Genomic DNA, 25,559 nt, shown 5'->3' on the forward strand with positions numbered 1-25,559 from the left:
TTAGTCAATCAAACGCTTCCATAATAAGAATAACATCTATTCTCATGTGAATTAACAGGTATGGAATCAAAAAAGCACAGACCGGGGGTCTGTGCTCATTCGACTATATACCTTTTGTTTCATCTTCTTTTTCTTCAACGTATGTCTCAATATCTTCCTGGTGTTCTTCGGGGGTACTTTCCAGGTAAGCCTGCATGCGCTTTTTATTCGGTGTGATGGAAAGACCAAGGTATTTTCTTTCAGTATTGGCATCTTTGTAAAATGCGACAACCATCAGAATGACCACGATACTGAAAGGCAGTGCGGAAATGATGGCAGCCGACTGAAGGGCATTGAGCCCAGTCTCCCCTCCGGCTAACAGAAGGATGTAGGCAATTGAAGAGAGCGAAATACCCCATACGATCTTGACAATGGCAGGCGGCGTGAGTGACCCGAATGTCGTCTGCATGCCGAGAACGAAAGTAGCGGAATCTGCAGATGTGATGAAGAATACTGAGACAAGTATTATGGCGACAATGGAAAGCAGTGATCCCACAGGCATTTCATTGAATATCGCAAAGAGCTGTGTTTCAGGAGCCATGTCGAAGATGCCCGGTGTATCCTGTCCGACTGTGATGCCGGTCATGCCGAACACGCTGAACCAGATGATGCTGACAATCGTCGGGACGAAAAGCACGGCACCGACGAATTCACGGATGGTGCGTCCGCGAGAGATTCTGGCGATGAAAATGCCGACAAACGGACTCCAGCTCATCCACCAGCCCCAGTAATATATGGTCCAGTCCTTGAGCCATGCGCTCTTCTGTTCATTCAGCGTTGCGACATCAAAGCTGTTTTCCAGGAATGTCTGCAGATAGAGGCCTGTGGATTGGGTCATCATGTTGAGGATGATCATTGTCGGACCGACTATCAGTACGGTCGCAAATAATATGCCGGCAAAGACCATGTTGGTGTTACTTAAATACTGGATGCCCTTGCTCAGACCGCTCCATGCACTGATCAGGAACAGACAGGTGACGACAGCGATGATGACGCCCTGTACGATGATGTTATTCGGCAGACCGAACAGGTAATTGAGGCCGCCATTGATCTGCAGCGCGCCAACGCCGAGTGATACGGCGACCCCGATGATGGTGGCGAATACTGCCAGGACATCAACAACGGTGCCCAGGACGCCATCGACCCGGTTCCCGAATATCGGACGGAGTGTCTTGGAAAGAAGTCCGCTTTCCCCTTTTCTGAACTGGGAGTATGCAAGCGCCAGTGCCACAACACCATACATCGCCCAGGCGTGGAAGCCGTAGTGCAGGAATGTGGAGCGCATAGATTCCAGAACAGCTGCATTCGTCTGTGGATCGGCGGAAGGCGGTGCTATGAAGTGCGATACCGGTTCTGATGCCCCGTAGAAGACGAGGCCGATACCCATACCTGCGCTGAACAGCATGGCAAACCAGGAAATCGTCCGGAATTCCGGCTTGTCATCCGGTTTTCCCAATTTCAGCTTGCCAATCGGGCTCAGCATCAGGAAAACGCAGAAGAATACCAGCAGCGTGGTCAGGATCATGTAGTACCAGCCGAAATATTCAGTGACCCAGGTCGAGATTGAGCCGGAAATGTCACCGAATTGATTCGGGAATACAGCACCGAGCACCACCAGTATGCCGACGATGACTGCAGAGTATGTGAATACGTTGGAGACAGTGCGTTTACGGTCTTTCGGATTATTGTTCATCATTTTCTCCCCTTAGTTGAATTGCATCAAAATTACTGAATTTTTATAAAGTAATTTACAAACATTAAGAGAATAACAATATTAGCGTTCCATTTCAAGTGCCCATTTCCGGAAAAACTCATAAAAAAAGGGTCCATGGCATTAACCATGACCCCATCAGCGATACTCTATTATCTTCTGTAATGATCATTTCCCGGGAAATCCCTGTCTTCGTCGTCGATGTTACCCTCGGAATCCCGGTCCTCCGCTTCTTTACGCTCACTGCCGCCGATTTCACTGTCCCTGATCTCGCTTTCATCGTAATCATAGCCATCATCCGTACCGCCTTCAAGGCCGCTGCCGGTGTTCAGTGCCCTTTCATCGACGCTGTAGCCGCCTTCCTTGGCTCCGGCCGGATCGTCCCTGTGTGTATCCATCACATCTTGCTCATGCTGCTCTTCTGCAGCTTCGCCTTTGCCGACGTCCGGGCTGTCGCCGGTCGTATGCAGTGTCTCATCATCTTCAAGAGCATCATCTTTTGCATAGATTCCTGTGGTGTGCTCAGCTTCAGCGTTTTCAGCGGGGTCATCTTTGGGATAGAAGCCTCTGCCGCGTTCCGGATATATGCCTGTGCCACGATCTGTGCCATTTTTGACATGAAGGAGGATATCGCCCCGGTCCAGTGCTTCCTTGTATCCCGCTTCTTCGCGTGAGTCCACATCCAGATCTGTCAGGACGCGGTCTTCCGGCGTTTCATCGGAGAACCACGAGACAATCTTATCCCAGGCATTCCCTTCCGATGTTCTGAAGTTGACGCCTGTATATCCGACTGCACTGCCTGAAAGCCCCTCCCTGGATACGACTGTTATATCATCTTCGTTGACGCCTTCTGCTTTCAGCTGTTCAATTCTGCCGTTCAATTCTTCTTCGGTGGCAAACGTTTCAATATTACGCATAATCAATGCCTCCTTTTATCTGAATTCTCTATAGCTCATTGTTTTTTGTTTGATGTATTACTTCTGCATGTATTAGGGGTATACCCGCACATTTTTTTAATAAACTTTTCCCCCGGAGATGATGGAAAGATACTTATTATTTACTATGGAGGAATATTTTAAGAAGAAGATGGAGACGTGGCTGATAAACATCAGACCGAGTTTACCGGAGGTGGGATGCTGAAACCTCTTATACTGTTTCCAGAGCCGTCATCCTGGATGATCCCCAAGGAAATACAGACATGAAAAAATCCCCGGACTGCGGGGATTGCACTGTACATCAGCTGATGATGGCGTTGTTCACTACGGTGTCCTCACCGGCACCAAGTATCAGGAGGAATATTTCCGGAGCGTCAGCATGATCATTGTCATTCAGGATCTTCAGGAACACTTCGAACTGCGGCATTGCTTTCAACTTACCGACCTCCACAATCAGCAGTTCAAGGACGGAGGCCTTGATGAATTTCGGTTCCGGCTCGATGGATTCTCCGGTCATCAGATCCGCCAGGTACCTGTACTTCACCTGAAGCTGCCTGGCAAAGCTTGTTACGTGCTGAATACGGGCGTAAAGCTCGGGGTATTCGTGACTTATATAGTCCAGTTCCTGCTGCATTACGTGTACTGTCTTCTGGCTGGCATACATGAAAACCACTCCTTTCGTCTACTTGTCCCATGGTTTATCGACACTGATTTTTTGTGTGAGCTCCTTGCTGTGTACGCGCCTTTCCCTTCGCATCGCCGCCCTTTGTGTGCCGGACTGGTAAAGGTATTTCTCTTCGTCGGTCTCCGGTGCAACACCGGGCACTTGTATCGGCTGCTTGGAGTCATCCAGCGCCACAAATGTCAGGAAAGCTGTTGCGGCGACCTTCCTGTTCTCGGTAATCATATCTTCGGTGACCACTTTGCAGAAAACTTCCATGCTCTTATTCCCTGTCGAAGAGACGAAGGCCTCTATGCATACCGATTCCGACTGGGTAATCGGATGGAGGAAATCGATGGAATCGATTGAAGCGGTCACGCATTCACGGACTCTCGCATGTCGTCTGGCCGCAAGGGATGCAACATTGTCGATACGCTTCATCAGTACACCGCCGAAAAGCGTATCATAGTTATTCAGGTCGTTTGCAAACACCTGGTCGATACTGGTTACTCTGCTGTCTCTGGGGTTTTTTGTTTCTGCCACTTTGCTCTACCTTTCTTTCGTCTGATAAAGCCAGTATGGGGGATGCAGCGGATTAAGAAAAATAGCGGTATTTCATGGGAAGTATGCATAAAAACTATGAAAGCGGCGCCAATCCATCAGGTATAGTGATGCTGAAAAAATCTGAGCCACTCCTTGGTGATGAAATTTATATATTTATCTTTGTTCCAGATGAGACCGAGACGCCAATTCAGCGGAGGATCGTCAATCTCCACTGTGACAGAGGAGCTTTTGAGAAGCCCCGCGACACTTTGAGGCATGATGCATATACCCAGCTCCCGGTCGATCATTTCCTCGATGAAATTCCATTGGGAAGTCTTCGATATTATGTCAGGTACGAAGCCGGCATTTTTACATGCGGAGGTGATGATCTCATTCAGATAGAAGTCCTCGCTGAACATGATGAAACTCTCATGTTTCAACTCTCTCAAATGTACAGACTGTCTTGGGGCCAGCGTATGGTTCTCATGTACTACAAGGCATAGTGATTCACTGATGAAATTGAAATTGTCAAAGTGGTCACTTTCTGTCGGCAGGACGGTTATGCCGACATCGATTTCATTTTGGATCAGGCGGGACTCGATTGTCCGGCTGCCGCTTTCTATGAGTTGGAAAGTGATTTTTGGATACAGGTCGTGAAAATCCCTGATGATTGCCATCAGTTTGCCTGCATCCATGATGGGGGGCAGGCCGATTTTTATATGGCCCTGCCGCATCCCCACCATATTTTTAAGGTCGTTTGGCAACTCTGCATGGAGCCGGAGGATCTCCTCGCACTGGTCGAAGAAGATTCTGCCGGCATCAGTCAGGGCGATTTTCTTTTTGTTGCGGTCGAACAAAGACATGCCGAGTTCTGTTTCAATGTCCTGTATCGCTTTGCTGATCGTCGGCTGGGATATGTAGAGCCGTTGTGAAGCTTCGGTCATGCTGCCGTATTTTACAATAGCCACGAAATACCGCATATGTTTGATATCGATGGCAATCACTTCCTTTCAGGCCGGTGTCAGTACCATTATAGACTGAAGCACCGATTTTTGATAAAAAACAGCAGAGCCACCGGCTGGATGGCTCTGCTGTTTGAGTTACAATGCATCTTCAATGGCAGTGTCCCCACCGATCAGGTAGTAGGTCTGGCCGGACAGGTTGTTCCTGTCGACAATCTGCGCAAGGACTTCGGCTACGTCCTGTCGCGGCACTCTGCCGTCAGTCGACTCGGATGACGCATTGGCATGCTCATCTATCCGGACTTTACCGGTCTCAGCATCATCTGTCAGACGGCCAGGCCGTAATATTGCAAAGTTCAGGTCGGTGCCCTTCAAGTATTCGTCCGCCCTGTGTTTGGCGTAATAATAGTGCTTCATATTGTCTGAAGTGTTTTTCGGACCATCTGACGGCAGGCCGCTCAGCATGACAAAGTTTTTGATACCTTTCGCGACCGTGTTATCGATGGTCTCGATTGCACCTTCCTGATCGATGATGATTGTTTTATCCGGTCCTGTGTGCGGGCCGGATCCGGCCGCAAAGACAACAGTATCCACATTGTCAAATGCGTGTGAGAAATCCTTCTCAAGATCTGCGAGCACCGTTTCGATTCCATTTTTCTCAAAATGGGAAACCTGGTCCTCTTTCCTCACCATGGCTACAGGATCAAGGCCTTTTTCTTTGAGCTTTTCAGTCAGGTGTCTGGCCACCTGGCCATTTGCACCGACTACGAGCACTCTTGTCATAATGCATTCCTCCCCATTGCTGTATAAAGAATATGCTATCACGGGACACGGGAACGGCAAAGGAAGTTGTTTTACAGGGCCAACCTGTCGAAAGTTTCCCGGGAAATAACCCCGTATTATTCATCCATGTCCGCCACGACCGTCTGCTGATAGTCGATCAGGATGATGGACCGGACACCTGTATCCTCCGGTCCGTCGCCTTTCTCTACGGGACTTACGTAATGGCTGACTTTGGAATCGTAGACGCCATATGATTCAAGAGGATTTTCCAGTTCGAAGATTTCATGAATGTCTTCCCTGGAAACATCTTCCGGCCTGCTGCCCCTGGCCGCAGGAATGCCGATTGCATTCGTACCACCTTTTACATTCTCCCGCTTTACGAGATGGGCAAAAGTGAATGGCTCTCCGTCCTGATGGAGACAGTCGGGTGATGATACGGCTTTCTCGGCATCCTGGCTGACCAGAAGCTTTACAAAATGGACACCGACATGGATCGGCATGATCTTTTCTTCCTCTTTCCAGAAAGTTTCGTGGTAGTTCGCCATGATGATTTCCCGGAGCAATCTATTATTACGGATATTTTCATCGATGGAATGGAACTCCCTGTAGGAGCCGCTGTGCTCGGGGTTGAATTTGCCCTGGAAATAGGCGGCATACTCGGTGCCATTCCGTTTTACGGTCGGCAGCCATTCGATGCCGCCCGATGATGGCAGGACAAGCGCCCTTGAATATCGTCTGTATCTATTTAAGCCCGGGGCATAGTCATCCTCCGGCAGATTTTCGAAATAATTGAGTATCTCACTGTAGTCTTCCTCAATACCGTCGTAATGCAGACTGTGCATCATATCATATTTTTCATAACCGTTTTCTTTCAAATTACCCATTAAAGTTCCCTCACCTTTTGTCGTATAAGAATTATTATCGAATCCATTCTCCATTTTATCACAGACACTGGATATTGCTGTACAAGTGCCGTTACTAGAAGTATTGTATAAACAGAATGAACTTACTGGGGGGATGAGCATGGCAAATTTTCATTACAGGGAGAACTTTTTTGATTCATCAACAAAAGCGATAGATGTCTATGATGACAGGGAGGCCCCACAATATTCTCTCAGCCTCTACTATACTTCTGAAAGGCAGAAGACGTTCGCCTATCTGGGCCGGCAGAAGCATAACTTTAAAATCGAAGGCGGAAATGCCGGATACGCCACAAAACAGGAGAAATCCTTTGAAGGAAAGTTCAGGACTCCCTTCAGGACCGTCTGGAACGTGATGAAAGACGGCGGGGTGATCGGTGAATTCACGACTAAGATGGCATTCCGTCCGAAAATGACATTCGAAAGTGATGACGGGAACCGTCTTTTTTTCCAGTCCGGTTTCTTTTCGCGTTCAGTTACCGTCACAGACCGTGGCGGGCGTGAAATAATGACGACGAAGTCCGAGTTTTTCAAGCTCGCTTCGAGACATGATATAGAAATTACAGACGACAGCCTTGACCCTGCACTTTTAATTCTGCTCTTCCAGGTGTTTTACGAATACCAGGAGCATATGAGAAAGAAATCCAATTGATGCCGTGCAAAAACGCCACCCAGCATTCGAATTGAATACATGGTGGAACAACCGCATTTACTCTATCATAATGGGTGCATAGTCACATATGAAAACAGGAGGATACGAAATGATCAAAGCTGTAAATACCATACGTCTTAAAAAAGGCATGGCGGATGAAGTAGCCGAAAAGTTCAATCAGGCCAAATCCGTTCACACGTTCGACGGCTTCGTGTTTATGGAAGTACTCATTAAGGAAAATACCGGGGAATTCGATGAAATCCAGGTTTGCACAACGTGGGAAGACCATTCTTCCTTTGAAGCATGGCGGGATAGCAGGGCCACAAGGAAAGCGCATGAATCCCAAAATAACCCGAAAGACGGAAAAGCGGAAAGCCCGATCCTCGGTACAGAGCTGACCACATATGAAGTTCATGTACAGCATCATCCGGCAGAATGACTGTAAGACACCATTCCATGTTGGAGTGGTGTCTTAATATGTAATATTCAAGGATGGTATATTTAAGTTTCCAGGAGGGCAGATTTATGACAGCAGCACTTATACACGGTATCATTCTGGCATTTGGGCTGATTCTCCCGCTCGGTGCCCAGAATGTCTTCGTCTTCAATCAGGGCGCATCACAGCCAAAATTCAGGGGAGCGGTCCCCGTCATCATCACCGCTTCGCTGTGTGATGCCCTGCTCATACTTCTCGCCGTTTTGGGTGTTTCGGTCATTGTACTCACTGTCCCGGTGCTCCAGATGGTCATCTTCTCTGTTGGCATCATCTTTCTGCTTTACATGGGCTGGTCGATATGGAACAGCGCCCCTCCCGGCTTCGATAAAGAAGAAGCGGCGTTCCCGACCGGAAAACAGATACTGTTCGCCATGTCTGTCTCCCTTCTCAATCCCCATGCGATTCTGGATACGATCGGAGTAATCGGTACGAGCTCACTTAGTTATGCAGGTGGCGAAAGGGTTCTCTTTACAGCTTCCTGTATCGCCGTTTCCTGCCTGTGGTTCATCGGGCTTGCAGTTGCGGGAAGGGCAGTCGGCAATTTCGATACCGAGGGGAGGCTTCTTCTGGGGATAAACAAAATATCGGCACTCATCATCTGGGGGGTTGCCATCTACCTGGGACTCCAGCTTTATGACGTTTGAAATATGTTCAACAAGTTGAAAGATCTGCATGGCAATTTACTGGTATAATACATATAAAAGTCATAACAGGAAAGAAGGAAGAGGGATGTCGGCGAGGAGAGTTTCAGGGATACTGGCAGTACTCATGCTTTTCTTGACAGCGTGCGGCAATGAAGGAGTGGATGGCTCCGGGTCGGAAGAGACCGTTGAAGGGACTGTCACCATCTCAGCAGCGGCAAGCCTGACGGATGCGATGGATGAGATTGCTGAAAAATTCATGGAAGAATATCCGGAAGTCCAGGTGGACTATAATTTCGGCGGTTCGGGTGCCCTGAGCCAGCAGATTGTCCAGGGTGCACCGGCAGACCTGTTCCTATCGGCGTCGCAGGAACATTTCCAGGCGGCGATGGATGAAGGCTTTATAGACGAGGAAAACTCAACGGAGCTGCTCAGGAATGAGCTGGTGCTTATTACTCCGGAAGGAAGCGATGCGGTGACATCATTTGATGGGCTCAGTGAAGCGGAACAGATAGCCATAGGTACTCCTGAATCCGTCCCGGCGGGCGCATACGGTGCCGAGGCCCTTGAATCCATGGGACTGATGGAAAATCTGGAAGGGGCCTTTGTCTATGCTGAAGATGTCCGGGCGGTGCTTACCTATGTGGAAACAGGCAATGTGGACGCCGGACTCGTATACAGGACAGATGCTGAAACGAGTGATAAAGTGGAAATCATAGAGACAGCGCCGGACGATACCCATGACCCGATCGTTTATCCCGCAGGCATGATTACAGAGTCGCAAAACCCGGGAGCTGCCGGAAAGTTCTATGACTACCTTCAATCTGAAGAGGCATTAGAGGTATTTAAAGATTATGGTTTTGTTATTGAGTAACTTAACAGCTGAACAATTCATAACGCCGGTACTGTTATCACTTCAGGTTGCGGCAATTGCCCTCCTGATTGTTTTTGTACTTGCAACCGCAGCCGCACGATTCATGGCAAGGGCGGAATTCAGGGGCAAGGTCATAATCGAGACACTGTTGATGCTGCCTCTGGTGCTGCCGCCGACAGTCGTGGGTTTTCTGCTTATAATGATATTCGGAAATAATGGTTTCACCGGTAATCTATATCAGACTCTCTTTGGCAGTACCATCATGTTCACATGGTATGCAGCCGTCATCGCCAGCACAGTCGTCGCTTTTCCGCTGATGTACCAGTCGGCGAAAGCGGGTTTTTTGAATGTGGATGCAGATATCGAGAGCGCCGCAAAAGTCGACGGGGCAAACAGCCTGCAGACATTCATAAAAGTAACCCTGCCCCTGTCAACAACTTCACTTATAACAGGGGCGATACTGAGCTTTGCCCGTGCAATCGGTGAATTCGGTGCCACACTTATGGTGGCAGGCAATATCCCCGGCCGTACACAGACGATGCCGACAGCGATATACACAGCGTTACAATCCGGGAATATGGCCCTCGCCTGGGCATGGGTCATCACAATCATTGTAATATCCTTTCTGATGCTGATGTTCATAAGAGTAAAAGCCAACTCATGATAATAAGTGCCCCCGGGAATTCCCGGGAGCACTTATTTGTGCGTGAAAAATATCAGAAGGGGTATTCTTCCCTGCTGTGTAACTCAAGGAGTGAAACCTGAAATATAAGAATAGTGATAAATGTCAGAGCAGCTAAAGGGATATGAATCTGCCATGGAACATTAAAAAATAGTGGAATGAAGAAGACGAATGTCATTATAAAAGTTGTTGAAACACTTCTCTCTCTATAACTCGGCGAAACAAATTGATCTGCCCCGCAATATGGACAGGGCATTGCCGGAGAAAAAGAGGCCGATTTTTTTGCTTTGTCTTTAAAAGTCCATTCAGTCTCACAATTTGTACATGTAGCCATGATTATCCGCTCCTGATGAAATGTCTTAAGAATCCTGTTTCTTTTCTTTCTGCCTTTTATGCTTATCCAGGACGATTGCAGCGATGAATAACAAGATGATCGTTCCTGTCCATGCGGCTGTGGAAAAGCTTTCCGGTATGGCCGGTATGAAGTTTACTGCCAGAGGCAGGAGTCCTGCTGCCGACATCAGTATTATTACTATGGTTACTTTCATTTATTGTTCTCCCAAAAAGTTGATTTGCATCAATTGTCTCATGATTTTATTTCAATTCAATATTGTAATGTTCGAGAATGTACCGTGGAACGAAGAACCGTGCGGTTTTCTTCGGATCGACGACCTGGTTGATCTGTGTCTGGCCGGCGAGGCTCATGAGCATGGTCAGTTCTGACAATGGCAGATTGGTGTGGGGCTGCAGCAAATCTGTCATCTTATGGACGGACTGGTCGACGGCGAGGTTGAGGTCTTTGTCTGACACCATCATGTAGATGCCGTCTTGGTCTGTGATGACGGGGTGATAGGTTTTGAGTGTTTCCGCTTTTTCGAGCTTTACTGTAACATCCGCTTCGACTTCCAACCCTGATACGCTGATTTCCCCGTCCCCCATGGCGGCATGCACGTCTCCGAGCCCGAAGAGTGCACCTTCGTGATACACGGGAAGATAGAGTACTGCCCCCTCCGTCACTTTTACAGAGTCCATATTCCCGCCATGCGTATCGGGTGTACCGTTGTTGACGGCAGTATTGGGCGGTGCGACTCCGATGACCCCGATCATTTTATTGACCGGTAATTGGAGACCGTCAAAATCCACCGTGCCTTTCTCATTATCCACATCGAATTTCCGTACATTCATGTCTCTGAGCCTGTTCCCCATGACCCCCATACCGGGTCCTGTCACCATGACGCCGGCATCTGCGATATCGATTGTTTCTATCGTGACTTTCAGCACGTCACCCGGCTTTACATCATTGACGTAGATGGGGCCGGAAGCGGGGTTGATCCTGTCCCAGGAAAATCCTTCGAATGCATTTTCCTCGGAAGTGATCTGACCGGTGAAGCAATCGTGGGAACTTATTTTGACAGTATCACCAATATCCACTTTCAGTTTCGGTTCATTATCTTTTGACATGGCATAGAAATAGTTGTCCTTGCTGAGTTCATGGAACATGTTAACACCCTCCACTAAAATTATTGTCATCTCAATTGTTATGCATAAGCCCGGAAAGTGCAATTAAAAGCTCCAATCATAATAAAAGGCACCGGGAGGTCCCGATGCCTGACGGTGTGGATTAAAGTTCCCGTTCATCCACACCTGCTTCTTTTTGCTCCCTGTACTCTTTCTCCTCTTTATCTAGATATTCCTGCATGCGGTGCTTGTTCGGAGTGATAGTGAGTCCAAGGTACTTCCTCTCTTCGTTCGCATCCTTATAGAACGAAATCATCATCAGTATGATGACGAAACTGAATGGCAGAGCTGCAATGATGGCAGCGGACTGCAATGCTTCAAGTCCGGTCTCCCCACCTGACAGGAGGAGGACATAGGCGATGGATGAAAGGGCTATCCCCCAGATGATTTTCGTTCTTCTGGATGGGTGGAGCGACCCATTTGATGTCTGCATGCCCAGCACGAATGTTGCAGAATCAGCAGATGTGATGAAGAATGACGATACGAGAATGATTGCTAAAATAGATAGCGGTATACTCAGCGGCATCTCGTCAAAGATTGCAAACAGTTGTGTTTCCGGTCCGAAATTGAATATCTCCGGCGTGCGGCTGGCAACTTCTATACCTGTGACGCCGAATATAGTAAACCAGATGATGCCGATTGTAGTCGGCACAATCAGGAGTGCCATGACGAATTCACGGACGGTACGGCCTCTGGATACACGGGCGATGAAGATGCCGACGAATGGGCTCCAGCTCAGCCACCATGCCCAGTAGTATATGGTCCACGATTGCAGCCAGTCATTTTTCTGCTGATTCAGAGGTGCTGCATCCAGTGTACTCGCAACAAATGTATTGAGGTAGTCCCCTGCTGCTGTCGGCAGCATGTTCAATATAAGCATCGTCGGGCCTAGTATCAGGACACAGGTGAGCAGTATCGATGCCAGTACCATATTTATATTGCTGAGATATTTGATGCCTTTGCTGAGACCGCTCCAGGCACTGGCAAGGAACAATATCGTGACCACAGTGATGATCAGCCCCTGGGCTGTCAGGCTGATTGGCACACCGAATAAGTAATTCAGTCCCCCATTGATTTGTGTCGTACCGACACCAAGTGATACTGCGACCCCTATAACGGTAGCGAACACTGTGAGTATATCCACGAGTATGCCGATCGGGCCGTCAACTTTACTACCAAGTATCGGCCGCAGAGTTTTGGAAAGCAGTCCGCTTTCGCCTTTCCTGAACTGGGTGTAGGCAAGCGCCAGTGCTACAGCACCGTACATGCCCCATGCATGTGCGCCCCAATGGAAAATGGTGGCCCTGATGGACTCGAGTATGGCTTCCTCGGTCTCGGGATCGGCTGTAGCCGGTGCGATAAAGTGTGAAATAGGTTCGGAGGTACTGTAGAAAACGACCCCGATTCCCATGCCGGCACTGAATAGCATGGTAAGCCAGGAACGCGTGCTGAACTCCGGTTCATGATGCGGTTTGCCGAGCTTCAGTTTCCCTATGGGGCTGAAGACAAGGAAGATGCAGAAGAACACCATGGCGGAGGTGATGATCAGATAGTACCACCCGAAATAATTGCTGACCCAGTTTGAAATGGAGCCGGCCACAGCTCCGAAGCTGTCCGGATTGATCGCTCCGATGACTACAAGCAGTCCGACTACGATTACTGAATACATAAAGACTTTTGAGGATTTGTTACCGGTGGTATTTGAAGGATCCTTCATTGATCTGCTCCTTAATATTTACAGGATACCGTGTGATACCCATTATTTATATTTGCCTGTAAAAGAATAACCTATTGAGAATACCAAACTTACACCCCGAGTGCAATTTGTGTTTTGGAATTCAGGGGGTTAAATACGTAAAAAAGAGCGTTGCCCATTCGCTCCGTTGAACTGTTTGGGTACCGGCCCCAAAGGTTTTATATAGCATCGCATACCGTTATTAAATTATAGGCCTATGTTGTCGTGATATATCTTTTTATTTATGATACATTATAATGTGACAGCTTACATATCAACTTTAAGAAAAGACATCCATGTCATTGATAATCGCAAAACAGCTTACAGAGCAATGCAGGAGGCAGAGATGGAGAAAAGCACTTCAATTCTAATCATTTTCGGAGCAGTACTTGCACTGATTTTCCTGACACCGATACTTGGTGCAGTATCGCTGATCTTTATCATTCCGCCGGTGTTCATAGTTTCTGTGAACGCACTGTCGGATAAACTTTCAGATTTTCTAAGTTCCAATGAGTGACCTGCGGGTCACTTTTTTCTGCAATATCATATTATATCATCGCGACCTTGTCAGGTCATTTCCCGGCAGTGCGGAAACTGCACCCCGAGCGTTATACTGGCGTTATGTTATGTGTTTTAAACACTGCCCTGTCAACGTTCTTGTTATATCGCCAGGCGTTATGACATGGTGCGTCAGGAAGTCATATACTGATGCTTTCCCCCAGAAGAGGCACTGCGTTTTTGATGAACTCCCTCGGGTCGGTTTTGTGCAAATGTCTCTTCCATTCTTCGGAGGCTCCGTACAGTGCCCAGCTGAACATGACTGCAACGCTCCCCAGTTCCCCGTCATGTCCCCCATTCTGATTGAGCAGCATATCATATATTATGACCTCAATCTGATCTCTTCATATCCCCTGTGGCATCTGCTGGACAGTGACTCCTGGAAATCTGTGACTGCCTGGAAGATGTCCGCAATCGTGCTGCTTTCCACAATGCTGTCTTCATAGGCTTTCCGCCCGAGGTTTACCATGAGGACTTCGGTCAGGGCCATCTCAAGCAGGTCGTATATATCTTCAAAATGATAATAGAATGTCGCCCTGTTTATCATCGCTTTTTCTGTAATGTCTTTGACGGTGATGTTCTTGAATTCTTTTTCTCCCGAGAGTGATATGAAGGAATCCGTGATGAGTTTTCTCGTCCGCATTACACGCGGGTCGATCTTTTCTTTTGCCATGCTGTTCCCTCCCTTCAGAAATTTTCCTGATTCTCATATCTTTGATTTTACAACACATTCATGAAATCAATTGGTATTAATTCCTTGTATCATGGCTTACCATTGAATCAGGTAGAGAAATATTGAGGAGGAAACATGGATGAACGATAACAAAAACATGGTTTGTGATATGGAGACAGGCATATGTGGTCCTGCGGATGGCGCTGCAGAAAGTGGCGCGCTTGAAATGATGGATTTTAACAAGCCACAGAAGAAGATCGACCTTTATTATGTGACGGACCCGATGTGTTCACACTGCTGGGCGATAGAGCCGGTCTTCAATAAGTTCATTGAGCTGTACGGCGGATATCTGAATGTGAACAAAGTTATGGGCGGCCTGCTTGAGAAATGGCACGACGGCCCCATCGACCCGGCAAACGGTATATACAAGCCAGCGGATGTGGCTCCGCACTGGAGGGAAGTCGGGGAACATTCCAGAATGCCGATTGACGGGAGCGTAATGATCGATGACCCTGTACAGTCGTCCTTCCCCGCGTCCAGAGTCTTCAAAGTGATCCAGAAGGAGCATGGAAACGCATTGGCAACCGAATATCTTCGTCGTACAAGAGAGGCAGTATTCGTACTCAATAAAAATATCTCAAGAGATGAGGTACTGTCCGGGATCGTGGATGGAATCGGGCTTTCAGGTCGATCGATAGTTGAAAAATCAGCGGATGCACAAACCCTGCTGGATGAGGATTTCAGTCAGGCAGCAAACCTTGGTGTCAGTGGGTTTCCGACGGTTGTCATGATCAATGAAGATAACCAGGATGTTAAAATTGCCGGGGCACGTCCGCTGGAAACTTATGTCGAAGGTTTGGAGCGTATGCTTGAAGAGAAAGTGAAACCCGGAGCCATTCCTTCCCTTACCGGTGTTCTCAAACGGGAAAAAGTGATTTTCTCCAAAGAGATCGAGGAACTTTACGGATTGGAGCAATCCGAAGTTGAACCATTCATCGAGAGTGAACTGGAGGATGGAAAATATGAAAGGAAAGAAGCCCTGGGCGAACTTTATATCACGTTGAAATAAGGAGGAAGCCAGATGTCTGTTATACTTCAGGTGGATTTCAGCATGGAGGGGCCTTTTGGCTCGGAAATGGCATCGCAATTCGAAGAGCTTGCAGAAAGTATCAATGAAGAGCGCGGCTTCCAGTGGAAAATCTGGACAGAGGATGCAGATAACAAAGAGGCGGGCGGTATCTATGTGTTTGATACGAAGGAAAACGCACAGAAATATCTGGATATGCATGCGAAGAGGCTCAAATCTTTCGGTATCGATGAAGTGAATGCCAAAATATTTGATATCAATCGGCAACTGACAAAAATTACAGATGGTCCGGCAGTTTAGACCGGATAAAACAAGGCGGCTGGGATCCCGGCCGCCTCATATTATTTTGGGACACTGTAAGTGAGGTTCCGCATCAATTTCTCCAAGGGACCTGCCATCTGTCTTTTTCCATGATGTGGGCGAGGACAAGCGTTGCACTCCATATGCCCATGTAGACTGATGGGATGATCGGGAGGAAAAGATGCGTTTCATGATCTTACCGTTGGACTTTTTGAGACTGCCTGTTTGCGATACGTACATATTGTCTCCCATTTTTATCTTTGATCACTATGCCGATTTCCATCAGATCCCGCCTCAAAAGATTTGATGATGGAAATTACGGGAAAAGGCTATAGATATATTATTCACAAGTGTCTGAATCAATGCAAAAGACAGCCATTTACAGGAGGGGTATCAGGTGAGGATCGTTACGGGCGGAGAGATGAAAAACGCAGATCAATATACGACGGATCATATCGGGTTGGACGGCAGGATTTTGATGGAAAATGCGGGACGTGCTGCTGCACGCAGGCTGATGGAAGATTATGCAGGGCGGCAATTTACTGTCCTGATCGGCAGTGGAAACAATGGAGGAGATGGTTTCGTAATTTCCCGCACGTTGCTTGAAGCTGGGTTTGAGGTGACGGTATGCATCATTTCCGGTGAAGACAGGTTCAGCGAAGATGCCGTGTATCATAAGATGATATTGGAAAAGTCGGGTTTTGGATGGAAGCGGTATGAGAGGGAGGACCTGGAAAAGGCGGATATCATCGTGGATGCGATGCTCGGTACCGGATTATACGGTGAAATCAGGGAGCCGTACTTAGCTGTCATCAGAGATGTCACAAGTTCAGGAAAACGGGTCGTTTCCATCGATCTTCCAAGCGGTGTTCCCGCAGCAGAAGGACAGGTTCCGGCATCTGCGCTCAGGGCAGATCATACAATCATACTCCAGCAGCCGAAACTGAGCTTTTACCTCTATCCTGCGCGTGATTATTACGGTGACAGTGAAGTCGTGCAGGTCGGAATTCCCAAAAGAGCGATCGATGCGGTGGCACACCGTTACAGATTTGAATGGACTTTGGCCGACACCAGGAAGAAATGGCTGAAACGGTCTGCTTCGTCGCATAAAGGAAACCACGGCAAAGTGGGGCTCATCGCCGGAAATGAAATGATGCCCGGTGCTGCAGGCATATCTGCCGGTGCTGTGGTCAAAAGCGGTGCGGGTCTGACAATGGTCAATACGGTGAAAAGTGCCGTCCCCGTCATTGCTTCCCAGGTGTCTGAAGCAGTCTTCTATGACAGAGGCCAATCACTTGAAGGATTTTATAAAGGGAAAGATGCCGTGGCTGTGGGCCCCGGTATAGGTACAGGCCCTGCGATAAGGGAAATGGTTGTGGAACTGGTCGATAACTTCGATGGACCGCTTCTGATTGATGCAGATGGTCTGAATCAGTTCGGGGACATACTGCCGCTTGTAAGAAGCCGGAAGGCACCGACTGTCATTACACCCCATCCAGGTGAAATGGCGAGGCTGATCGGTTCGACACCGGCCGGGGTAAATGGGGCGAGGTTTGAAACTGCAGAAAAATATGCCCGGAATAATGGCATCTACGTTGTCCTGAAGGGCCCATATACAATCGTCGCAACACCAGATGGAAGAACATTCGTCAACGGCACGGGCAATTCAGGGCTGGCAAAAGGTGGGACAGGAGACGTACTTACAGGTATCATCCTCTCTTTCCTGGCACAGTATGATGATGTACAGCCCGCGGTTTCGAGCGCGGTCTTTATGCATGGCTATACTGCTGATCATCTCCTTGAACGTGGTATTGCCGCATCATCCATGACCGCTTCCGGGATCATCGATCACATGGAAACGACTTTTAACATCCTTGATGGTATGTATGGACAGTAAAAAAGCATGATGCAGGTATGCATCATGCTCTGGTCATTTAACTATGATCACCGGTATTTTCGCTCTTCTGGCTGCTTTGTGGCTGACACTGCCGAGCACCATTTCCTGAAAATTATTCAGTCCTCTTGAACCCAGGACCAAAGCCTGGTAGTCACCGCTGTTGGCATAGTTCACTACTGTTTCTTTGGGGACTCCGCGTTCAAACTGGATTTCATAGGAAATTCCTTCATCTGAAAACAATTTTTCCAGCCTGGCCAACCGCTCTTTCCTGTCAGAAGACATCCCTTCCGGGACACCGCTTGTGTGCATCTCCTGATCAACATCGTCTGCATCGACAACATTCAAAACGGTTACGGTCGTCTGTTCATCTACGAAGTTCAAACACTCTTTCGCCGCTCTGAAGCTGTTGTCAGAACCATCGGTTGCGAACAATAGGGTTTCATACATAAATGGTCCTCCTTTATAAATATTAAGCGGGCATTTTCGTCTGACCCTGTCGCCTCATCCGCATTTTTGAAGCTTTAAGACTGCAGAAGTAAAAACTTCCTCCTCAATATTTATTTACCCTGTACGGTGCAGCCCAACCATCCATTTGCCCTGCTGTAATATCCGGAGGAGCCAAAAGGGCCCCATGCTCCTATTTGACAATCAGTACAGGTATGGTCACACGCTTTGCCGCTTTGTGACTGACACTGCCAAGCATCATTTCCTGGAAATTGTTCAAGCCCCTTGTACCGAGGACGAGGGCATCGAAAGCGCCGTTGTTTGCCACATTGACCACAGTATCGGCGGGCGATCCGTGTTCGAAGACAACTTCATACGTTATTCCGTTTTCTTCGTAAAAGTCGAGGATCCGGGAAAGCTTTTCCTTTCTCCTTGCTGTGACGTTTCCCGACTGGGAACCATGCAACACCTCGTTTTTTACATCATCGGTACCAATAACATTGAGTATGGTGACACGTGTATTCTCATCAATGAAATTCATGCTTTCCTCAGCTGCTCTGAAGCTGTTCTCCGAGCCGTCTGCAGCCAACAGAAGTGTTTTGTACATAAAAGTCCCTCCAACTAATTATTGCATGAGATGCTGCTCGTTTAATCTGCTCAGTTCCCGGACTATTTTTCTGCTGTCAGCGTTCAATTGCTTAACATATACCTTGTTTGACTTTTCCTCAAACTTCTTGACGGCTGTGTCAATCGCCTCCACAGCTGAATCGTCCCAGAGATGCGCACCTGAGAAGTCCAGTTCGATGTTTTTGTCATGGATATTGAAATCGAGCTGATTCATCATCGAATCGATGGATGCAAAGAATATCTGGCCCTGGAAGAGATAATAGATGCTGCTTCCCGCTGTTTCGGTATGAACGTCGACTCTGGAGATTTTTGTGGCGAAGAACAATGCGCTGAATATGACGCCGATGATGACCCCGAGAGCCAGGTTGCTTGTGAACAAGACGATGATGACAGTGAGGATCATGACAAATGCATCAGTCCGCGGTGCTTTCAGTGCATATTTGAACGACCCCCAGTCGAATGTTCCGATGGAAACCATGACCATGATGCCGGCCAGGATCGGCATAGGTATCTGTACCACCAAGTCCCCGAGGACGATGATAAGGAACATCAGGAATGCACCTGCAGTAAATGTGGACAGGCGGGTCGTGGCGCCTGATCTTACATTGATCACAGATTGTCCGATCATCGCACATCCGCCCATGCCCCCGAAGAAGCCGGTGATGAAGTTGGCGATTCCCTGTCCGCGGGATTCCCTGTTTTTATTGCTGAATGAATCAGTGGCATTATCAACAATCCTTGCTGTGAGCAGGCTCTCCACCAGCCCCACTACTGCCATGGACAGCGAGAAGGGAAGGATGATCCGGAGTGTTTCCATAGTAAAGGGCACATCAGGAATGATGAAGCCCGGGAGGGAACGCTCTATCTGCCCCAGGTCCCCTACTGTCCGGACATCCGGACCGAACATCAGATAGGCTGCGGTCAATACGACGAGGGCGACCAAAGGTGCCGGAATCTTTTTGACCAGTCTTGGAAAGATATAGACAATCAGCAGTGTGATGGCCAAATATACGTATGTGTCGAGCGAGATTCCGAAGATGTGTTCAAGCTGGGCCATGAATATCATGATGGCAAGTGCATTGACGAACCCAATCATTACCGAGTTCGGTATGAATTTCATCAGGCGTCCAACTTTCAAAACACCCAGGGTAACTTGGATGATTCCCATCAGTATCGTGGCTGCAAGGAGATATTCCACACCATGTTCCCTGACGAGTGGAGTGACCACTAAAGCGACTGCCCCGGTAGCTGCGGATATCATTGCAGGACGGCCTCCGGTGAAGGATATGACAACCGCGATGATGAAAGAGGCATAAAGCCCCACCATCGGGTCTACTCCCGCGATGATTGAGAAAGCAATCGCTTCAGGGATCAAAGCGAGTGCGACGACGATGCCGGCCAGTATATTGGTACCCGGCTGTGTAAACCATTCTTTTTTGATATTTTCTAACATTTGTACGCTCCTGTTCATAAATTGACTATGGATATTATAACAGAAAAGTTTCATAAGTATACCCCATTTCGGGAATTGTGGTATAATTCCATTGACAGGAGTGTTGGCAGATGAAATATGGTTATATAAGGCCTTTTGACCTTTATGAAACAGAAGCGCAGCAAATGGCAAAAATGTCCGATAGCGATCATATAATTATAGAGGCACACGCACATAATAAAAGGCGCACAGAACTGAAAAGGCTGATTGATGAGGAAGTAACGCCGGGCGATACAATTATCGTGACTGATCTTTGCATATTGGCGGATTCGACAAAGCACCTGCTGGATATCATCGGACAGGCTGAAGAGAACAGTATTGTGATATATGTGATCAATCTCGAACTTGCGATTGATGGATCGGGGAATCTGTCATTTATACAAGTGCTGAAACACATTTCCGATTTCCAGAGCGATGTTGTAAAGTTCAGGACCAGGCAGGGAATGACAGAAGCCGTCGGCAAAGGGAAACAGATGGGACGTCCGAGGCGGAGTGATGAGAATATTAAACGTGCCATTGAGATGTATATGTCGAAGCGGTACACTCTGGACGAGATTAAAGAAGTGACAAATATTAGCCGTGCGACGTTATATCGTCATCTGGATAAATGAAAAGCGCATCCCTGCAGGGATGCGCTTTTCATTTGATGGTTATTTTTTGCGGTAGGTCTCGAGGTAGCTGACAGTGTTCAGACCGAATAGTCTGAGGGCTTTCTTGCTTCCTTCAAATCCATGACCGGCTTTCAGATGTTTGATGATTGCGACACCGAGGACAATGTTCAGCATGATGGTTCCCATTCTGGTGAACGATTTGCCCAGAAACGAGGCCAGGAGAAACAGAGATCCGATTGTCTCCAGATAGCCCGCGACCTTCATCTGGTTTGAGTCGACATTGAAAACCGTTTCGAAGTCTTCCCCCATATGCCCTTCATTCTCGATCTTCTGCATCCCACCTTCAATCATCGATTTACCGATATATGCGTTGAACAGATAGTGAAGCATGATAAAGCACTCCTTTCAAAATGGATGATCCCATTACGGAAATGATGAAAAAACAGCATATTTTTACTGTTTATCCTTGTAATGAGGCATTCAGTTAAAATATATCCCTGTTTCGTGTGTTAAAAACATGGAGGATGGGAAAAAGGTATGTATGTATCAAAATGGAGAGACGTATGGATCACAGAGTGCATGACCTCCCCCTGATTTGAGGGACAGAAGGCAAATGAGGAATATTCAGGAAGAAATTTGTCGATTTATTTCATAAATTATTACGATTAAGTAAAAATTGTATGAACTTTGCTGCTAACGAATTATTAAACACGATATTTTTGTTACAGTAGGACGATACATGAGCTATGAATCTTATTATATTTGTATGTACTTTACTTAACTTGGAGTGATTGGGATGAAAGGAAAGAAAGTTTCATTGCAAAAGAAATGGTTCACTCTACTCCCTGTTCTTTTGGCAATATTGATGACAGGATGCGATAAAATGGCTGTGCTTGACCCTGCGGGCCCTGCAGGTGAAAGCCAGAAGAACCTGATATTGTATGCTGTCATTTTTATGCTGGGAATCATTGTGGTGGTATTTACCATTTTTGCGATTGTGGTTTTCAAATACAGGGCAAACAACCCGAACCGGAAACCGGAGGATTACAGACCGGACCATCATGGTAATGTGAAGCTCGAAGTCGTCTGGTTTGTAATTCCCGTGCTGATTGTCACTGCACTGTCCATTCCGACAGTGACGACGCTGTACGATCTTGAAAAACCTCCGGAATCCAGTCAGGAGAAGGAGCCGCTTGTGGTCTACGCCACGGCAGCTGACTGGAAGTGGATATTCACTTACCCTGAACAGGATATCGAGACGGTGAACTATCTTCATATCCCTACGGACAGGGCGATTGAATTCCGCCTGTCTTCCGCTGACTCCATGGCATCATTCTGGGTGCCGCAGCTCGGTGGGCAGAAATACAACATGGCAGGCATGGAAAATACTCTGTATCTTCAGGCGGATGAGGAAGGCGTCTTCAAAGGCAGGAATGCCAACTTCACCGGTGAAGGCTTCACAGGGCAGACATTCAACGTCACCGCCCAAGCCGAAGATGAATTCGATGACTGGGCCGCATCTGTCAGCAAGGAATCACCGGAACTGACCCAGGATAAATATGATGAAATACTCGCTCCCGGTTTACTGGAGGAAACGATGTCTTTCTCATCCACTCATCTTGAATGGGTCGACCATGGTTCAAACGAAGGCAGGGATTATTCTGTAGAACGCCATGGGGATAAATATGACGAGGGTCTTCATCTGGAAAATGAACCTGGATGGGCTCCTGATGAAATTCAACAATATGGGAAAGAAGGTAGGCAGTGATGCAATTAGACGAATTTTTTGTTACCGGTGAGCCGCTGATCTATGCGGGTATGGTGTCTATTGTACTTGTATCGGCGACAGTAATCTTTCTGCTGACCTATTTCAAAAGATGGAAATGGCTCTGGAATGAATGGCTGACGACGGTCGACCATAAAAAAATCGGTATCATGTATATACTCTCAGCACTCGCAATGTTATTCCGCGGCGGAGTCGATGCACTGATGATGCGAACACAGCTCGCCTTCCCGGATATGAACTTTTTAAATTCACAGCACTATAATGAAGTCTTTACGACACACGGTACGATCATGATCATTTTCATGGCGATGCCGTTTCTGATTGGCCTGATGAATATCATCGTACCGTTGCAGATTGGAGCAAGGGACTTTGCATTTCCATTTCTGAATGCAGTCAGTTTCTGGTCCTTCTTCTTTGGTGCATTGCTGTTCAACCTGTCTTTTGTAATAGGAGGAGCACCTGATGCAGGATGGACGAACTATGCACCGCTCGCAGGTTCGGAACTCAGTCCGGGGCCGGGTATCAACTTCTACCTTCTGGGTCTTCAATTATCAGGTATTGGTACACTGGCAACAGGCATAAACCTGATGGTGACGATACTGAGGATGAGAGCACCGGGGATGACATTGATGAAAATGCCTATTTTCACCTGGTCCACCCTCATTACGACATTCATCATCATTTTCGCCTTCCCGATTCTGACGATCGCTCTGGCATTGATGACCATCGACAGGATATTCGGCTCACACTTCTTCACCCTGACCGGCGAAGGACTGCCGATGATGTGGGCGAATCTGTTCTGGATGTGGGGGCACCCTGAGGTTTATATCGTCATACTTCCTGCATTCGGCATATTTTCGGAAGTTATCGCATCATTCGCCCAGAAGCAGATCTTTGGCTATAAAGCCATGGTGGGAGCAATTGTCATCATCGCCGGCCTCAGCTTCGTAGTCTGGGTGCACCACTTCTTTACGATGGGTGCAGGCGCATTCGTGAACTCCGTGTTCTCGATAACGACCATGATGATTGCGATACCGACCGGGGTGAAGATATTCAACTGGCTGGCGACACTCTATAAGTCCAAGATAATATTTTCGGCACCGATGCTCTGGTCGCTTGCCTTCATCCCGAGTTTCACAATCGGAGGTGTCACGGGAGTAATGCTCGGTATGGCAGCGGCCGACTATCAGTATCACAACACATACTTCCTTGTATCCCACTTCCACTATGTGTTGATTCCGGGAACAGTATTTGCCTGCTTTGCGGGACTGATATTCTGGTATCCGAAGATGTTTGGACACAAACTCAATGAACGTATCGGCAAATGGGCATTCTGGCTGTTCCTTATCGGCTTCCATCTATGCTTCTTCCCTCAGTACTTCCTGGGACTTGATGGAATGGCCAGAAGGATATTCACCGTCGGACCGGAATGGTTCACATTGAACTTCGTATCGACAATGGGTGCATTCTTGATGGGGCTCGGTTTCATCGTATTTGTTCACTGTGTCATCTACAGTTTCCGCTTCAGTCCAAGAAACATCGAAGGGGATTCCTGGGGTTACGGCAGGACACTGGAGTGGGCGACGCCTACACCGATTCCAAAATACAATTTTGCCACTCTGCCCGAGATTGAAAGTCACGATGCCCTGATTGATATGAAGGAAAAAGGACAGACCACTTTCGACAGGGACAAGCTTGAGCCGATCCATATGCCGAGCTACACAGGACAGCCGTTCATCATGGCGGCCATCATGTTCTTTGCAAGTTTCGCGCTGGTGTTCGAATGGATTACACTTGCAGTGATCGGTCTCGCCGGCATCATCGTCATGATGATCATCCGCTCCTTCGATTACGACGAAGGATATCATATTGAAGTGGATGAGGTCATAGAAACCGAAAAGAAAGCGAGGGGGATGACCGATGAGTGAACAAAAAACGGATGATGTAGCTCTCGAGTACAGCACGCACCAGGGACAGATGAATATCGTCGGGTTCTGGATCTTCCTTGCTGCGGAAATCTCGCTGTTCTCCACACTGTTTGCAACATATGCCGTGCTGTTCGGAAGAACCGCAGGCGCACCTGAGCCGGCCGAATTATTTGAAGCCGGTACGGTGCTTATCATGACATTCATCCTGCTTACCAGCAGTTTCACATGCGGCCTCGCCATCCATAATATGCGGGAAGGTTCACTTAAAGGTCTCATGATCTGGCTCGGCATCACATTGCTGCTCGGCCTCGGATTCCTCGGATTTGAAATATACGAATTCGTACATTATGCACATGAAGGTGCAACAATCGGTTCCAGTGCCTTCTGGTCAGGTTTCTTTACGCTGACGGGTACGCACGGTGTCCACGTTACACTGGGTGTCGGCTGGATGATAGCGATTCTTATCCAGCTGAAACAGCGCGGGCTGACTGCTGTGACAACCAGAAAAGTATTCATCGTCGGCCTGTACTGGCACTTCCTTGATGTCATCTGGATTTTCATCTTCACAAGCGTCTACATGATTGGGATGGTGGTCTAAATGGAAAAGAAACAGAATAAATACCCAGTCAATCATATAATCGGCTTTGCCCTGTCCATCACGCTCACCATAGTTGCGGCGTGGACAGCATTATCATCGGACCTGCCTGTCATGTGGATTATCATTGCCATCATGGCGCTGGCAGTCATCCAGGCCGGCATCCAGCTGTTCATGTTCATGCATATCACGGAAAGGGGAGCCACACATGCACCATGGAATATGATGTTCCATGCCTTTGTCATTGCTGCAATCGTTGTGGCGGGCTCCCTCTTCACCATGTCATTCGGCTTCACGCATGATCACGGCGGCGGGGATCACCATGATGAAAGCGGCGCCGAATCACACGAAGAATCACATGACGATCATGAAGGGCATTGATGTATTGCCCGGGAAATAGTTAAGCCGC

General features: G+C 47.8%; 31 protein-coding genes. 14 read left to right on the forward strand and 17 right to left on the reverse strand.

What is annotated here, in order from left to right; genetic code table 11:
- Positions 1-103 precede the first annotated feature (103 nt).
- The 7 genes from C792_RS0100660 to C792_RS0100690 all read right to left on the reverse strand — a co-directional run bounded on the left by C792_RS0100660 (position 104) and on the right by C792_RS0100690 (position 6,518).
- On the reverse strand, positions 104-1,732 hold the full coding sequence (locus C792_RS0100660) for a BCCT family transporter (RefSeq protein ID WP_017547509.1): 1,629 nt from the start codon (positions 1,730-1,732) through the stop codon (positions 104-106).
- Positions 1,733-1,902: 170 nt separating this feature from the next.
- Positions 1,903-2,667 carry a general stress protein gene (locus C792_RS0100665; protein ID WP_017547510.1) on the reverse strand — a complete coding sequence of 255 codons (765 nt, stop codon included), beginning with the start codon at positions 2,665-2,667 and terminating at the stop codon, positions 1,903-1,905.
- A 319-nt stretch (positions 2,668-2,986) separates the two neighbouring features.
- Complete coding sequence (locus tag C792_RS0100670) at positions 2,987-3,349, reverse strand: hypothetical protein (RefSeq protein WP_017547511.1); 363 nt, start codon at positions 3,347-3,349, stop codon at positions 2,987-2,989.
- Positions 3,350-3,367: 18 nt separating this feature from the next.
- Positions 3,368-3,889 (reverse strand): acyl-CoA thioesterase, encoded by a 522-nt coding sequence (locus C792_RS0100675; RefSeq protein ID WP_017547512.1) that lies wholly within the window; start codon positions 3,887-3,889, stop codon positions 3,368-3,370.
- Positions 3,890-4,005: 116 nt separating this feature from the next.
- Positions 4,006-4,869 carry a LysR family transcriptional regulator gene (locus C792_RS0100680; RefSeq protein ID WP_017547513.1) on the reverse strand — a complete coding sequence of 288 codons (864 nt, stop codon included), beginning with the start codon at positions 4,867-4,869 and terminating at the stop codon, positions 4,006-4,008.
- A gap of 120 nt (positions 4,870-4,989) precedes the next feature.
- Positions 4,990-5,634: an SDR family oxidoreductase gene (locus C792_RS0100685; RefSeq protein ID WP_017547514.1), complete on the reverse strand. Its 645-nt coding sequence runs from the start codon at positions 5,632-5,634 to the stop codon at positions 4,990-4,992.
- Positions 5,635-5,750: 116 nt separating this feature from the next.
- The gene (locus C792_RS0100690) at positions 5,751-6,518 is read right to left on the reverse strand and encodes a 2OG-Fe dioxygenase family protein (protein ID WP_017547515.1); all 768 of its coding nucleotides are present in this window, start codon (positions 6,516-6,518) and stop codon (positions 5,751-5,753) included.
- Between the two features lie 139 nt (positions 6,519-6,657).
- Here C792_RS0100690 and C792_RS0100695 point away from each other — a divergent pair, with 139 nt between their 5' ends.
- From C792_RS0100695 to modB, 5 genes are all read left to right on the forward strand, one after another.
- Positions 6,658-7,206, forward strand: a complete 549-nt coding sequence (locus C792_RS0100695; RefSeq protein ID WP_017547516.1) for a tubby C-terminal domain-like protein — start codon at positions 6,658-6,660, stop codon at positions 7,204-7,206.
- A gap of 109 nt (positions 7,207-7,315) precedes the next feature.
- Positions 7,316-7,645, forward strand: a complete 330-nt coding sequence (locus C792_RS0100700) for an antibiotic biosynthesis monooxygenase (protein ID WP_017547517.1) — start codon at positions 7,316-7,318, stop codon at positions 7,643-7,645.
- A gap of 86 nt (positions 7,646-7,731) precedes the next feature.
- Complete coding sequence (locus C792_RS0100705) at positions 7,732-8,346, forward strand: LysE/ArgO family amino acid transporter (RefSeq protein WP_017547518.1); 615 nt, start codon at positions 7,732-7,734, stop codon at positions 8,344-8,346.
- An 85-nt stretch (positions 8,347-8,431) separates the two neighbouring features.
- Positions 8,432-9,217, forward strand: coding sequence for a molybdate ABC transporter substrate-binding protein (gene modA, locus C792_RS0100710; RefSeq protein ID WP_017547519.1), 786 nt, complete (start codon positions 8,432-8,434; stop codon positions 9,215-9,217).
- The gene (gene modB, locus C792_RS0100715) at positions 9,198-9,881 is read left to right on the forward strand and encodes a molybdate ABC transporter permease subunit (RefSeq protein ID WP_026090161.1); all 684 of its coding nucleotides are present in this window, start codon (positions 9,198-9,200) and stop codon (positions 9,879-9,881) included. Before modA ends, modB begins: the two co-directional genes overlap by 20 nt.
- A 52-nt stretch (positions 9,882-9,933) precedes the next feature.
- Here modB and C792_RS0100720 read toward each other — a convergent pair whose 3' ends face one another.
- The 4 genes from C792_RS0100720 to C792_RS0100735 all read right to left on the reverse strand — a co-directional run bounded on the left by C792_RS0100720 (position 9,934) and on the right by C792_RS0100735 (position 13,134).
- Positions 9,934-10,233, reverse strand: a complete 300-nt coding sequence (locus tag C792_RS0100720; protein ID WP_017547521.1) for a TIGR04104 family putative zinc finger protein — start codon at positions 10,231-10,233, stop codon at positions 9,934-9,936.
- 25 nt (positions 10,234-10,258) lie between these two features.
- On the reverse strand, positions 10,259-10,447 hold the full coding sequence (locus tag C792_RS0100725) for a hypothetical protein (RefSeq protein ID WP_017547522.1): 189 nt from the start codon (positions 10,445-10,447) through the stop codon (positions 10,259-10,261).
- A gap of 46 nt (positions 10,448-10,493) precedes the next feature.
- Positions 10,494-11,399, reverse strand: coding sequence for an acetamidase/formamidase family protein (locus C792_RS0100730; RefSeq protein ID WP_017547523.1), 906 nt, complete (start codon positions 11,397-11,399; stop codon positions 10,494-10,496).
- A 121-nt stretch (positions 11,400-11,520) separates the two neighbouring features.
- Positions 11,521-13,134, reverse strand: coding sequence for a BCCT family transporter (locus tag C792_RS0100735; RefSeq protein WP_017547524.1), 1,614 nt, complete (start codon positions 13,132-13,134; stop codon positions 11,521-11,523).
- Between the two features lie 364 nt (positions 13,135-13,498).
- Between C792_RS0100735 and C792_RS14815 the strand changes: the two genes are divergently transcribed.
- Positions 13,499-13,669: a hypothetical protein gene (locus C792_RS14815; RefSeq protein ID WP_017547525.1), complete on the forward strand. Its 171-nt coding sequence runs from the start codon at positions 13,499-13,501 to the stop codon at positions 13,667-13,669.
- A gap of 363 nt (positions 13,670-14,032) precedes the next feature.
- Here the strand turns inward: C792_RS14815 and C792_RS14080 are convergent, their stop codons facing one another.
- Complete coding sequence (locus C792_RS14080) at positions 14,033-14,383, reverse strand: TetR/AcrR family transcriptional regulator (RefSeq protein WP_342661867.1); 351 nt, start codon at positions 14,381-14,383, stop codon at positions 14,033-14,035.
- Positions 14,384-14,522: 139 nt separating this feature from the next.
- Here C792_RS14080 and C792_RS0100750 point away from each other — a divergent pair, with 139 nt between their 5' ends.
- Together C792_RS0100750 and C792_RS0100755 are read left to right on the forward strand one after the other, a co-directional pair.
- Positions 14,523-15,452 carry a DsbA family oxidoreductase gene (locus tag C792_RS0100750; protein WP_017547526.1) on the forward strand — a complete coding sequence of 310 codons (930 nt, stop codon included), beginning with the start codon at positions 14,523-14,525 and terminating at the stop codon, positions 15,450-15,452.
- 12 nt (positions 15,453-15,464) lie between these two features.
- On the forward strand, positions 15,465-15,770 hold the full coding sequence (locus tag C792_RS0100755; RefSeq protein ID WP_017547527.1) for a monooxygenase: 306 nt from the start codon (positions 15,465-15,467) through the stop codon (positions 15,768-15,770).
- A 196-nt stretch (positions 15,771-15,966) separates the two neighbouring features.
- Here C792_RS0100755 and C792_RS15135 read toward each other — a convergent pair whose 3' ends face one another.
- The gene (locus C792_RS15135; protein ID WP_425413710.1) at positions 15,967-16,068 is read right to left on the reverse strand and encodes a CysS/YqeB C-terminal domain-containing protein; all 102 of its coding nucleotides are present in this window, start codon (positions 16,066-16,068) and stop codon (positions 15,967-15,969) included.
- 99 nt (positions 16,069-16,167) lie between these two features.
- On the opposite strand from C792_RS15135, the gene C792_RS14085 reads away from it, so the two are divergent.
- Positions 16,168-17,667: a bifunctional ADP-dependent NAD(P)H-hydrate dehydratase/NAD(P)H-hydrate epimerase gene (locus C792_RS14085; RefSeq protein ID WP_017547528.1), complete on the forward strand. Its 1,500-nt coding sequence runs from the start codon at positions 16,168-16,170 to the stop codon at positions 17,665-17,667.
- A 33-nt stretch (positions 17,668-17,700) separates the two neighbouring features.
- On the opposite strand, the gene C792_RS0100765 is transcribed toward C792_RS14085, so the two are convergent.
- From C792_RS0100765 to C792_RS0100775, 3 genes are all read right to left on the reverse strand, one after another.
- A complete protein-coding gene (locus tag C792_RS0100765; RefSeq protein ID WP_017547529.1) occupies positions 17,701-18,114 on the reverse strand; it encodes a universal stress protein in 414 nt (137 codons plus the stop codon).
- A gap of 190 nt (positions 18,115-18,304) precedes the next feature.
- A complete protein-coding gene (locus C792_RS0100770; protein ID WP_017547530.1) occupies positions 18,305-18,718 on the reverse strand; it encodes a universal stress protein in 414 nt (137 codons plus the stop codon).
- Between the two features lie 18 nt (positions 18,719-18,736).
- Positions 18,737-20,191, reverse strand: coding sequence for a SulP family inorganic anion transporter (locus C792_RS0100775; RefSeq protein ID WP_017547531.1), 1,455 nt, complete (start codon positions 20,189-20,191; stop codon positions 18,737-18,739).
- A 110-nt stretch (positions 20,192-20,301) separates the two neighbouring features.
- Between C792_RS0100775 and C792_RS0100780 the strand changes: the two genes are divergently transcribed.
- Positions 20,302-20,841 carry a recombinase family protein gene (locus tag C792_RS0100780; protein ID WP_017547532.1) on the forward strand — a complete coding sequence of 180 codons (540 nt, stop codon included), beginning with the start codon at positions 20,302-20,304 and terminating at the stop codon, positions 20,839-20,841.
- A gap of 39 nt (positions 20,842-20,880) precedes the next feature.
- Here C792_RS0100780 and C792_RS0100785 read toward each other — a convergent pair whose 3' ends face one another.
- The gene (locus tag C792_RS0100785; RefSeq protein ID WP_017547533.1) at positions 20,881-21,231 is read right to left on the reverse strand and encodes a hypothetical protein; all 351 of its coding nucleotides are present in this window, start codon (positions 21,229-21,231) and stop codon (positions 20,881-20,883) included.
- Between the two features lie 406 nt (positions 21,232-21,637).
- Between C792_RS0100785 and qoxA the strand changes: the two genes are divergently transcribed.
- Genes qoxA through qoxD form a run of 4 tightly spaced genes read left to right on the forward strand, consistent with a single transcriptional unit; the run spans position 21,638 to position 25,531 of the window.
- Positions 21,638-22,609 (forward strand): cytochrome aa3 quinol oxidase subunit II, encoded by a 972-nt coding sequence (qoxA, locus tag C792_RS0100790; protein WP_026090164.1) that lies wholly within the window; start codon positions 21,638-21,640, stop codon positions 22,607-22,609.
- On the forward strand, positions 22,609-24,555 hold the full coding sequence (qoxB, locus tag C792_RS0100795) for a cytochrome aa3 quinol oxidase subunit I (RefSeq protein WP_017547535.1): 1,947 nt from the start codon (positions 22,609-22,611) through the stop codon (positions 24,553-24,555). Before qoxA ends, qoxB begins: the two co-directional genes overlap by 1 nt.
- Positions 24,548-25,153 (forward strand): cytochrome aa3 quinol oxidase subunit III, encoded by a 606-nt coding sequence (gene qoxC / locus C792_RS0100800; RefSeq protein WP_017547536.1) that lies wholly within the window; start codon positions 24,548-24,550, stop codon positions 25,151-25,153. Before qoxB ends, qoxC begins: the two co-directional genes overlap by 8 nt.
- Positions 25,154-25,531, forward strand: coding sequence for a cytochrome aa3 quinol oxidase subunit IV (gene qoxD / locus C792_RS0100805; RefSeq protein ID WP_017547537.1), 378 nt, complete (start codon positions 25,154-25,156; stop codon positions 25,529-25,531).
- Positions 25,532-25,559 lie beyond the last annotated feature (28 nt).

It is taken from the genome of Salinicoccus carnicancri Crm (genome assembly GCF_000330705.1).
Classification (GTDB): Bacteria; Bacillota; Bacilli; order Staphylococcales; family Salinicoccaceae; genus Salinicoccus; species Salinicoccus carnicancri.

What these genes read in the sequence shown, in the direction of transcription:
- modA (WP_017547519.1), top strand. Translation starts at nt 8,432, where the DNA reads ATGTCGGCGAGGAGAGTTTCAGGGATACTGGCAGTACTCATGCTTTTC.
- C792_RS0100700 (WP_017547517.1), top strand. Translation starts at nt 7,316, where the DNA reads ATGATCAAAGCTGTAAATACCATACGTCTTAAAAAAGGCATGGCGGAT.
- C792_RS0100680 (WP_017547513.1), bottom strand. Translation starts at nt 4,869, where the DNA reads ATGCGGTATTTCGTGGCTATTGTAAAATACGGCAGCATGACCGAAGCT.
- C792_RS0100775 (WP_017547531.1), bottom strand. Translation starts at nt 20,191, where the DNA reads ATGTTAGAAAATATCAAAAAAGAATGGTTTACACAGCCGGGTACCAAT.
- qoxA (WP_026090164.1), top strand. Translation starts at nt 21,638, where the DNA reads ATGAAAGGAAAGAAAGTTTCATTGCAAAAGAAATGGTTCACTCTACTC.
- modB (WP_026090161.1), top strand. Translation starts at nt 9,198, where the DNA reads ATGGTTTTGTTATTGAGTAACTTAACAGCTGAACAATTCATAACGCCG.
- C792_RS0100770 (WP_017547530.1), bottom strand. Translation starts at nt 18,718, where the DNA reads ATGTACAAAACACTTCTGTTGGCTGCAGACGGCTCGGAGAACAGCTTC.
- C792_RS0100670 (WP_017547511.1), bottom strand. Translation starts at nt 3,349, where the DNA reads ATGTATGCCAGCCAGAAGACAGTACACGTAATGCAGCAGGAACTGGAC.
- C792_RS0100690 (WP_017547515.1), bottom strand. Translation starts at nt 6,518, where the DNA reads ATGGGTAATTTGAAAGAAAACGGTTATGAAAAATATGATATGATGCAC.
- C792_RS0100695 (WP_017547516.1), top strand. Translation starts at nt 6,658, where the DNA reads ATGGCAAATTTTCATTACAGGGAGAACTTTTTTGATTCATCAACAAAA.
- C792_RS0100720 (WP_017547521.1), bottom strand. Translation starts at nt 10,233, where the DNA reads ATGGCTACATGTACAAATTGTGAGACTGAATGGACTTTTAAAGACAAA.
- C792_RS0100735 (WP_017547524.1), bottom strand. Translation starts at nt 13,134, where the DNA reads ATGAAGGATCCTTCAAATACCACCGGTAACAAATCCTCAAAAGTCTTT.
- qoxC (WP_017547536.1), top strand. Translation starts at nt 24,548, where the DNA reads ATGAGTGAACAAAAAACGGATGATGTAGCTCTCGAGTACAGCACGCAC.
- qoxB (WP_017547535.1), top strand. Translation starts at nt 22,609, where the DNA reads ATGCAATTAGACGAATTTTTTGTTACCGGTGAGCCGCTGATCTATGCG.
- C792_RS14080 (WP_342661867.1), bottom strand. Translation starts at nt 14,383, where the DNA reads ATGGCAAAAGAAAAGATCGACCCGCGTGTAATGCGGACGAGAAAACTC.
- C792_RS0100755 (WP_017547527.1), top strand. Translation starts at nt 15,465, where the DNA reads ATGTCTGTTATACTTCAGGTGGATTTCAGCATGGAGGGGCCTTTTGGC.
- C792_RS0100765 (WP_017547529.1), bottom strand. Translation starts at nt 18,114, where the DNA reads ATGTATGAAACCCTATTGTTCGCAACCGATGGTTCTGACAACAGCTTC.
- C792_RS0100780 (WP_017547532.1), top strand. Translation starts at nt 20,302, where the DNA reads ATGAAATATGGTTATATAAGGCCTTTTGACCTTTATGAAACAGAAGCG.
- C792_RS14815 (WP_017547525.1), top strand. Translation starts at nt 13,499, where the DNA reads ATGGAGAAAAGCACTTCAATTCTAATCATTTTCGGAGCAGTACTTGCA.
- C792_RS0100725 (WP_017547522.1), bottom strand. Translation starts at nt 10,447, where the DNA reads ATGAAAGTAACCATAGTAATAATACTGATGTCGGCAGCAGGACTCCTG.
- qoxD (WP_017547537.1), top strand. Translation starts at nt 25,154, where the DNA reads ATGGAAAAGAAACAGAATAAATACCCAGTCAATCATATAATCGGCTTT.
- C792_RS0100705 (WP_017547518.1), top strand. Translation starts at nt 7,732, where the DNA reads ATGACAGCAGCACTTATACACGGTATCATTCTGGCATTTGGGCTGATT.
- C792_RS0100785 (WP_017547533.1), bottom strand. Translation starts at nt 21,231, where the DNA reads ATGCTTCACTATCTGTTCAACGCATATATCGGTAAATCGATGATTGAA.
- C792_RS0100750 (WP_017547526.1), top strand. Translation starts at nt 14,523, where the DNA reads ATGAACGATAACAAAAACATGGTTTGTGATATGGAGACAGGCATATGT.
- C792_RS0100660 (WP_017547509.1), bottom strand. Translation starts at nt 1,732, where the DNA reads ATGAACAATAATCCGAAAGACCGTAAACGCACTGTCTCCAACGTATTC.
- C792_RS0100665 (WP_017547510.1), bottom strand. Translation starts at nt 2,667, where the DNA reads ATGCGTAATATTGAAACGTTTGCCACCGAAGAAGAATTGAACGGCAGA.
- C792_RS0100730 (WP_017547523.1), bottom strand. Translation starts at nt 11,399, where the DNA reads ATGTTCCATGAACTCAGCAAGGACAACTATTTCTATGCCATGTCAAAA.
- C792_RS0100685 (WP_017547514.1), bottom strand. Translation starts at nt 5,634, where the DNA reads ATGACAAGAGTGCTCGTAGTCGGTGCAAATGGCCAGGTGGCCAGACAC.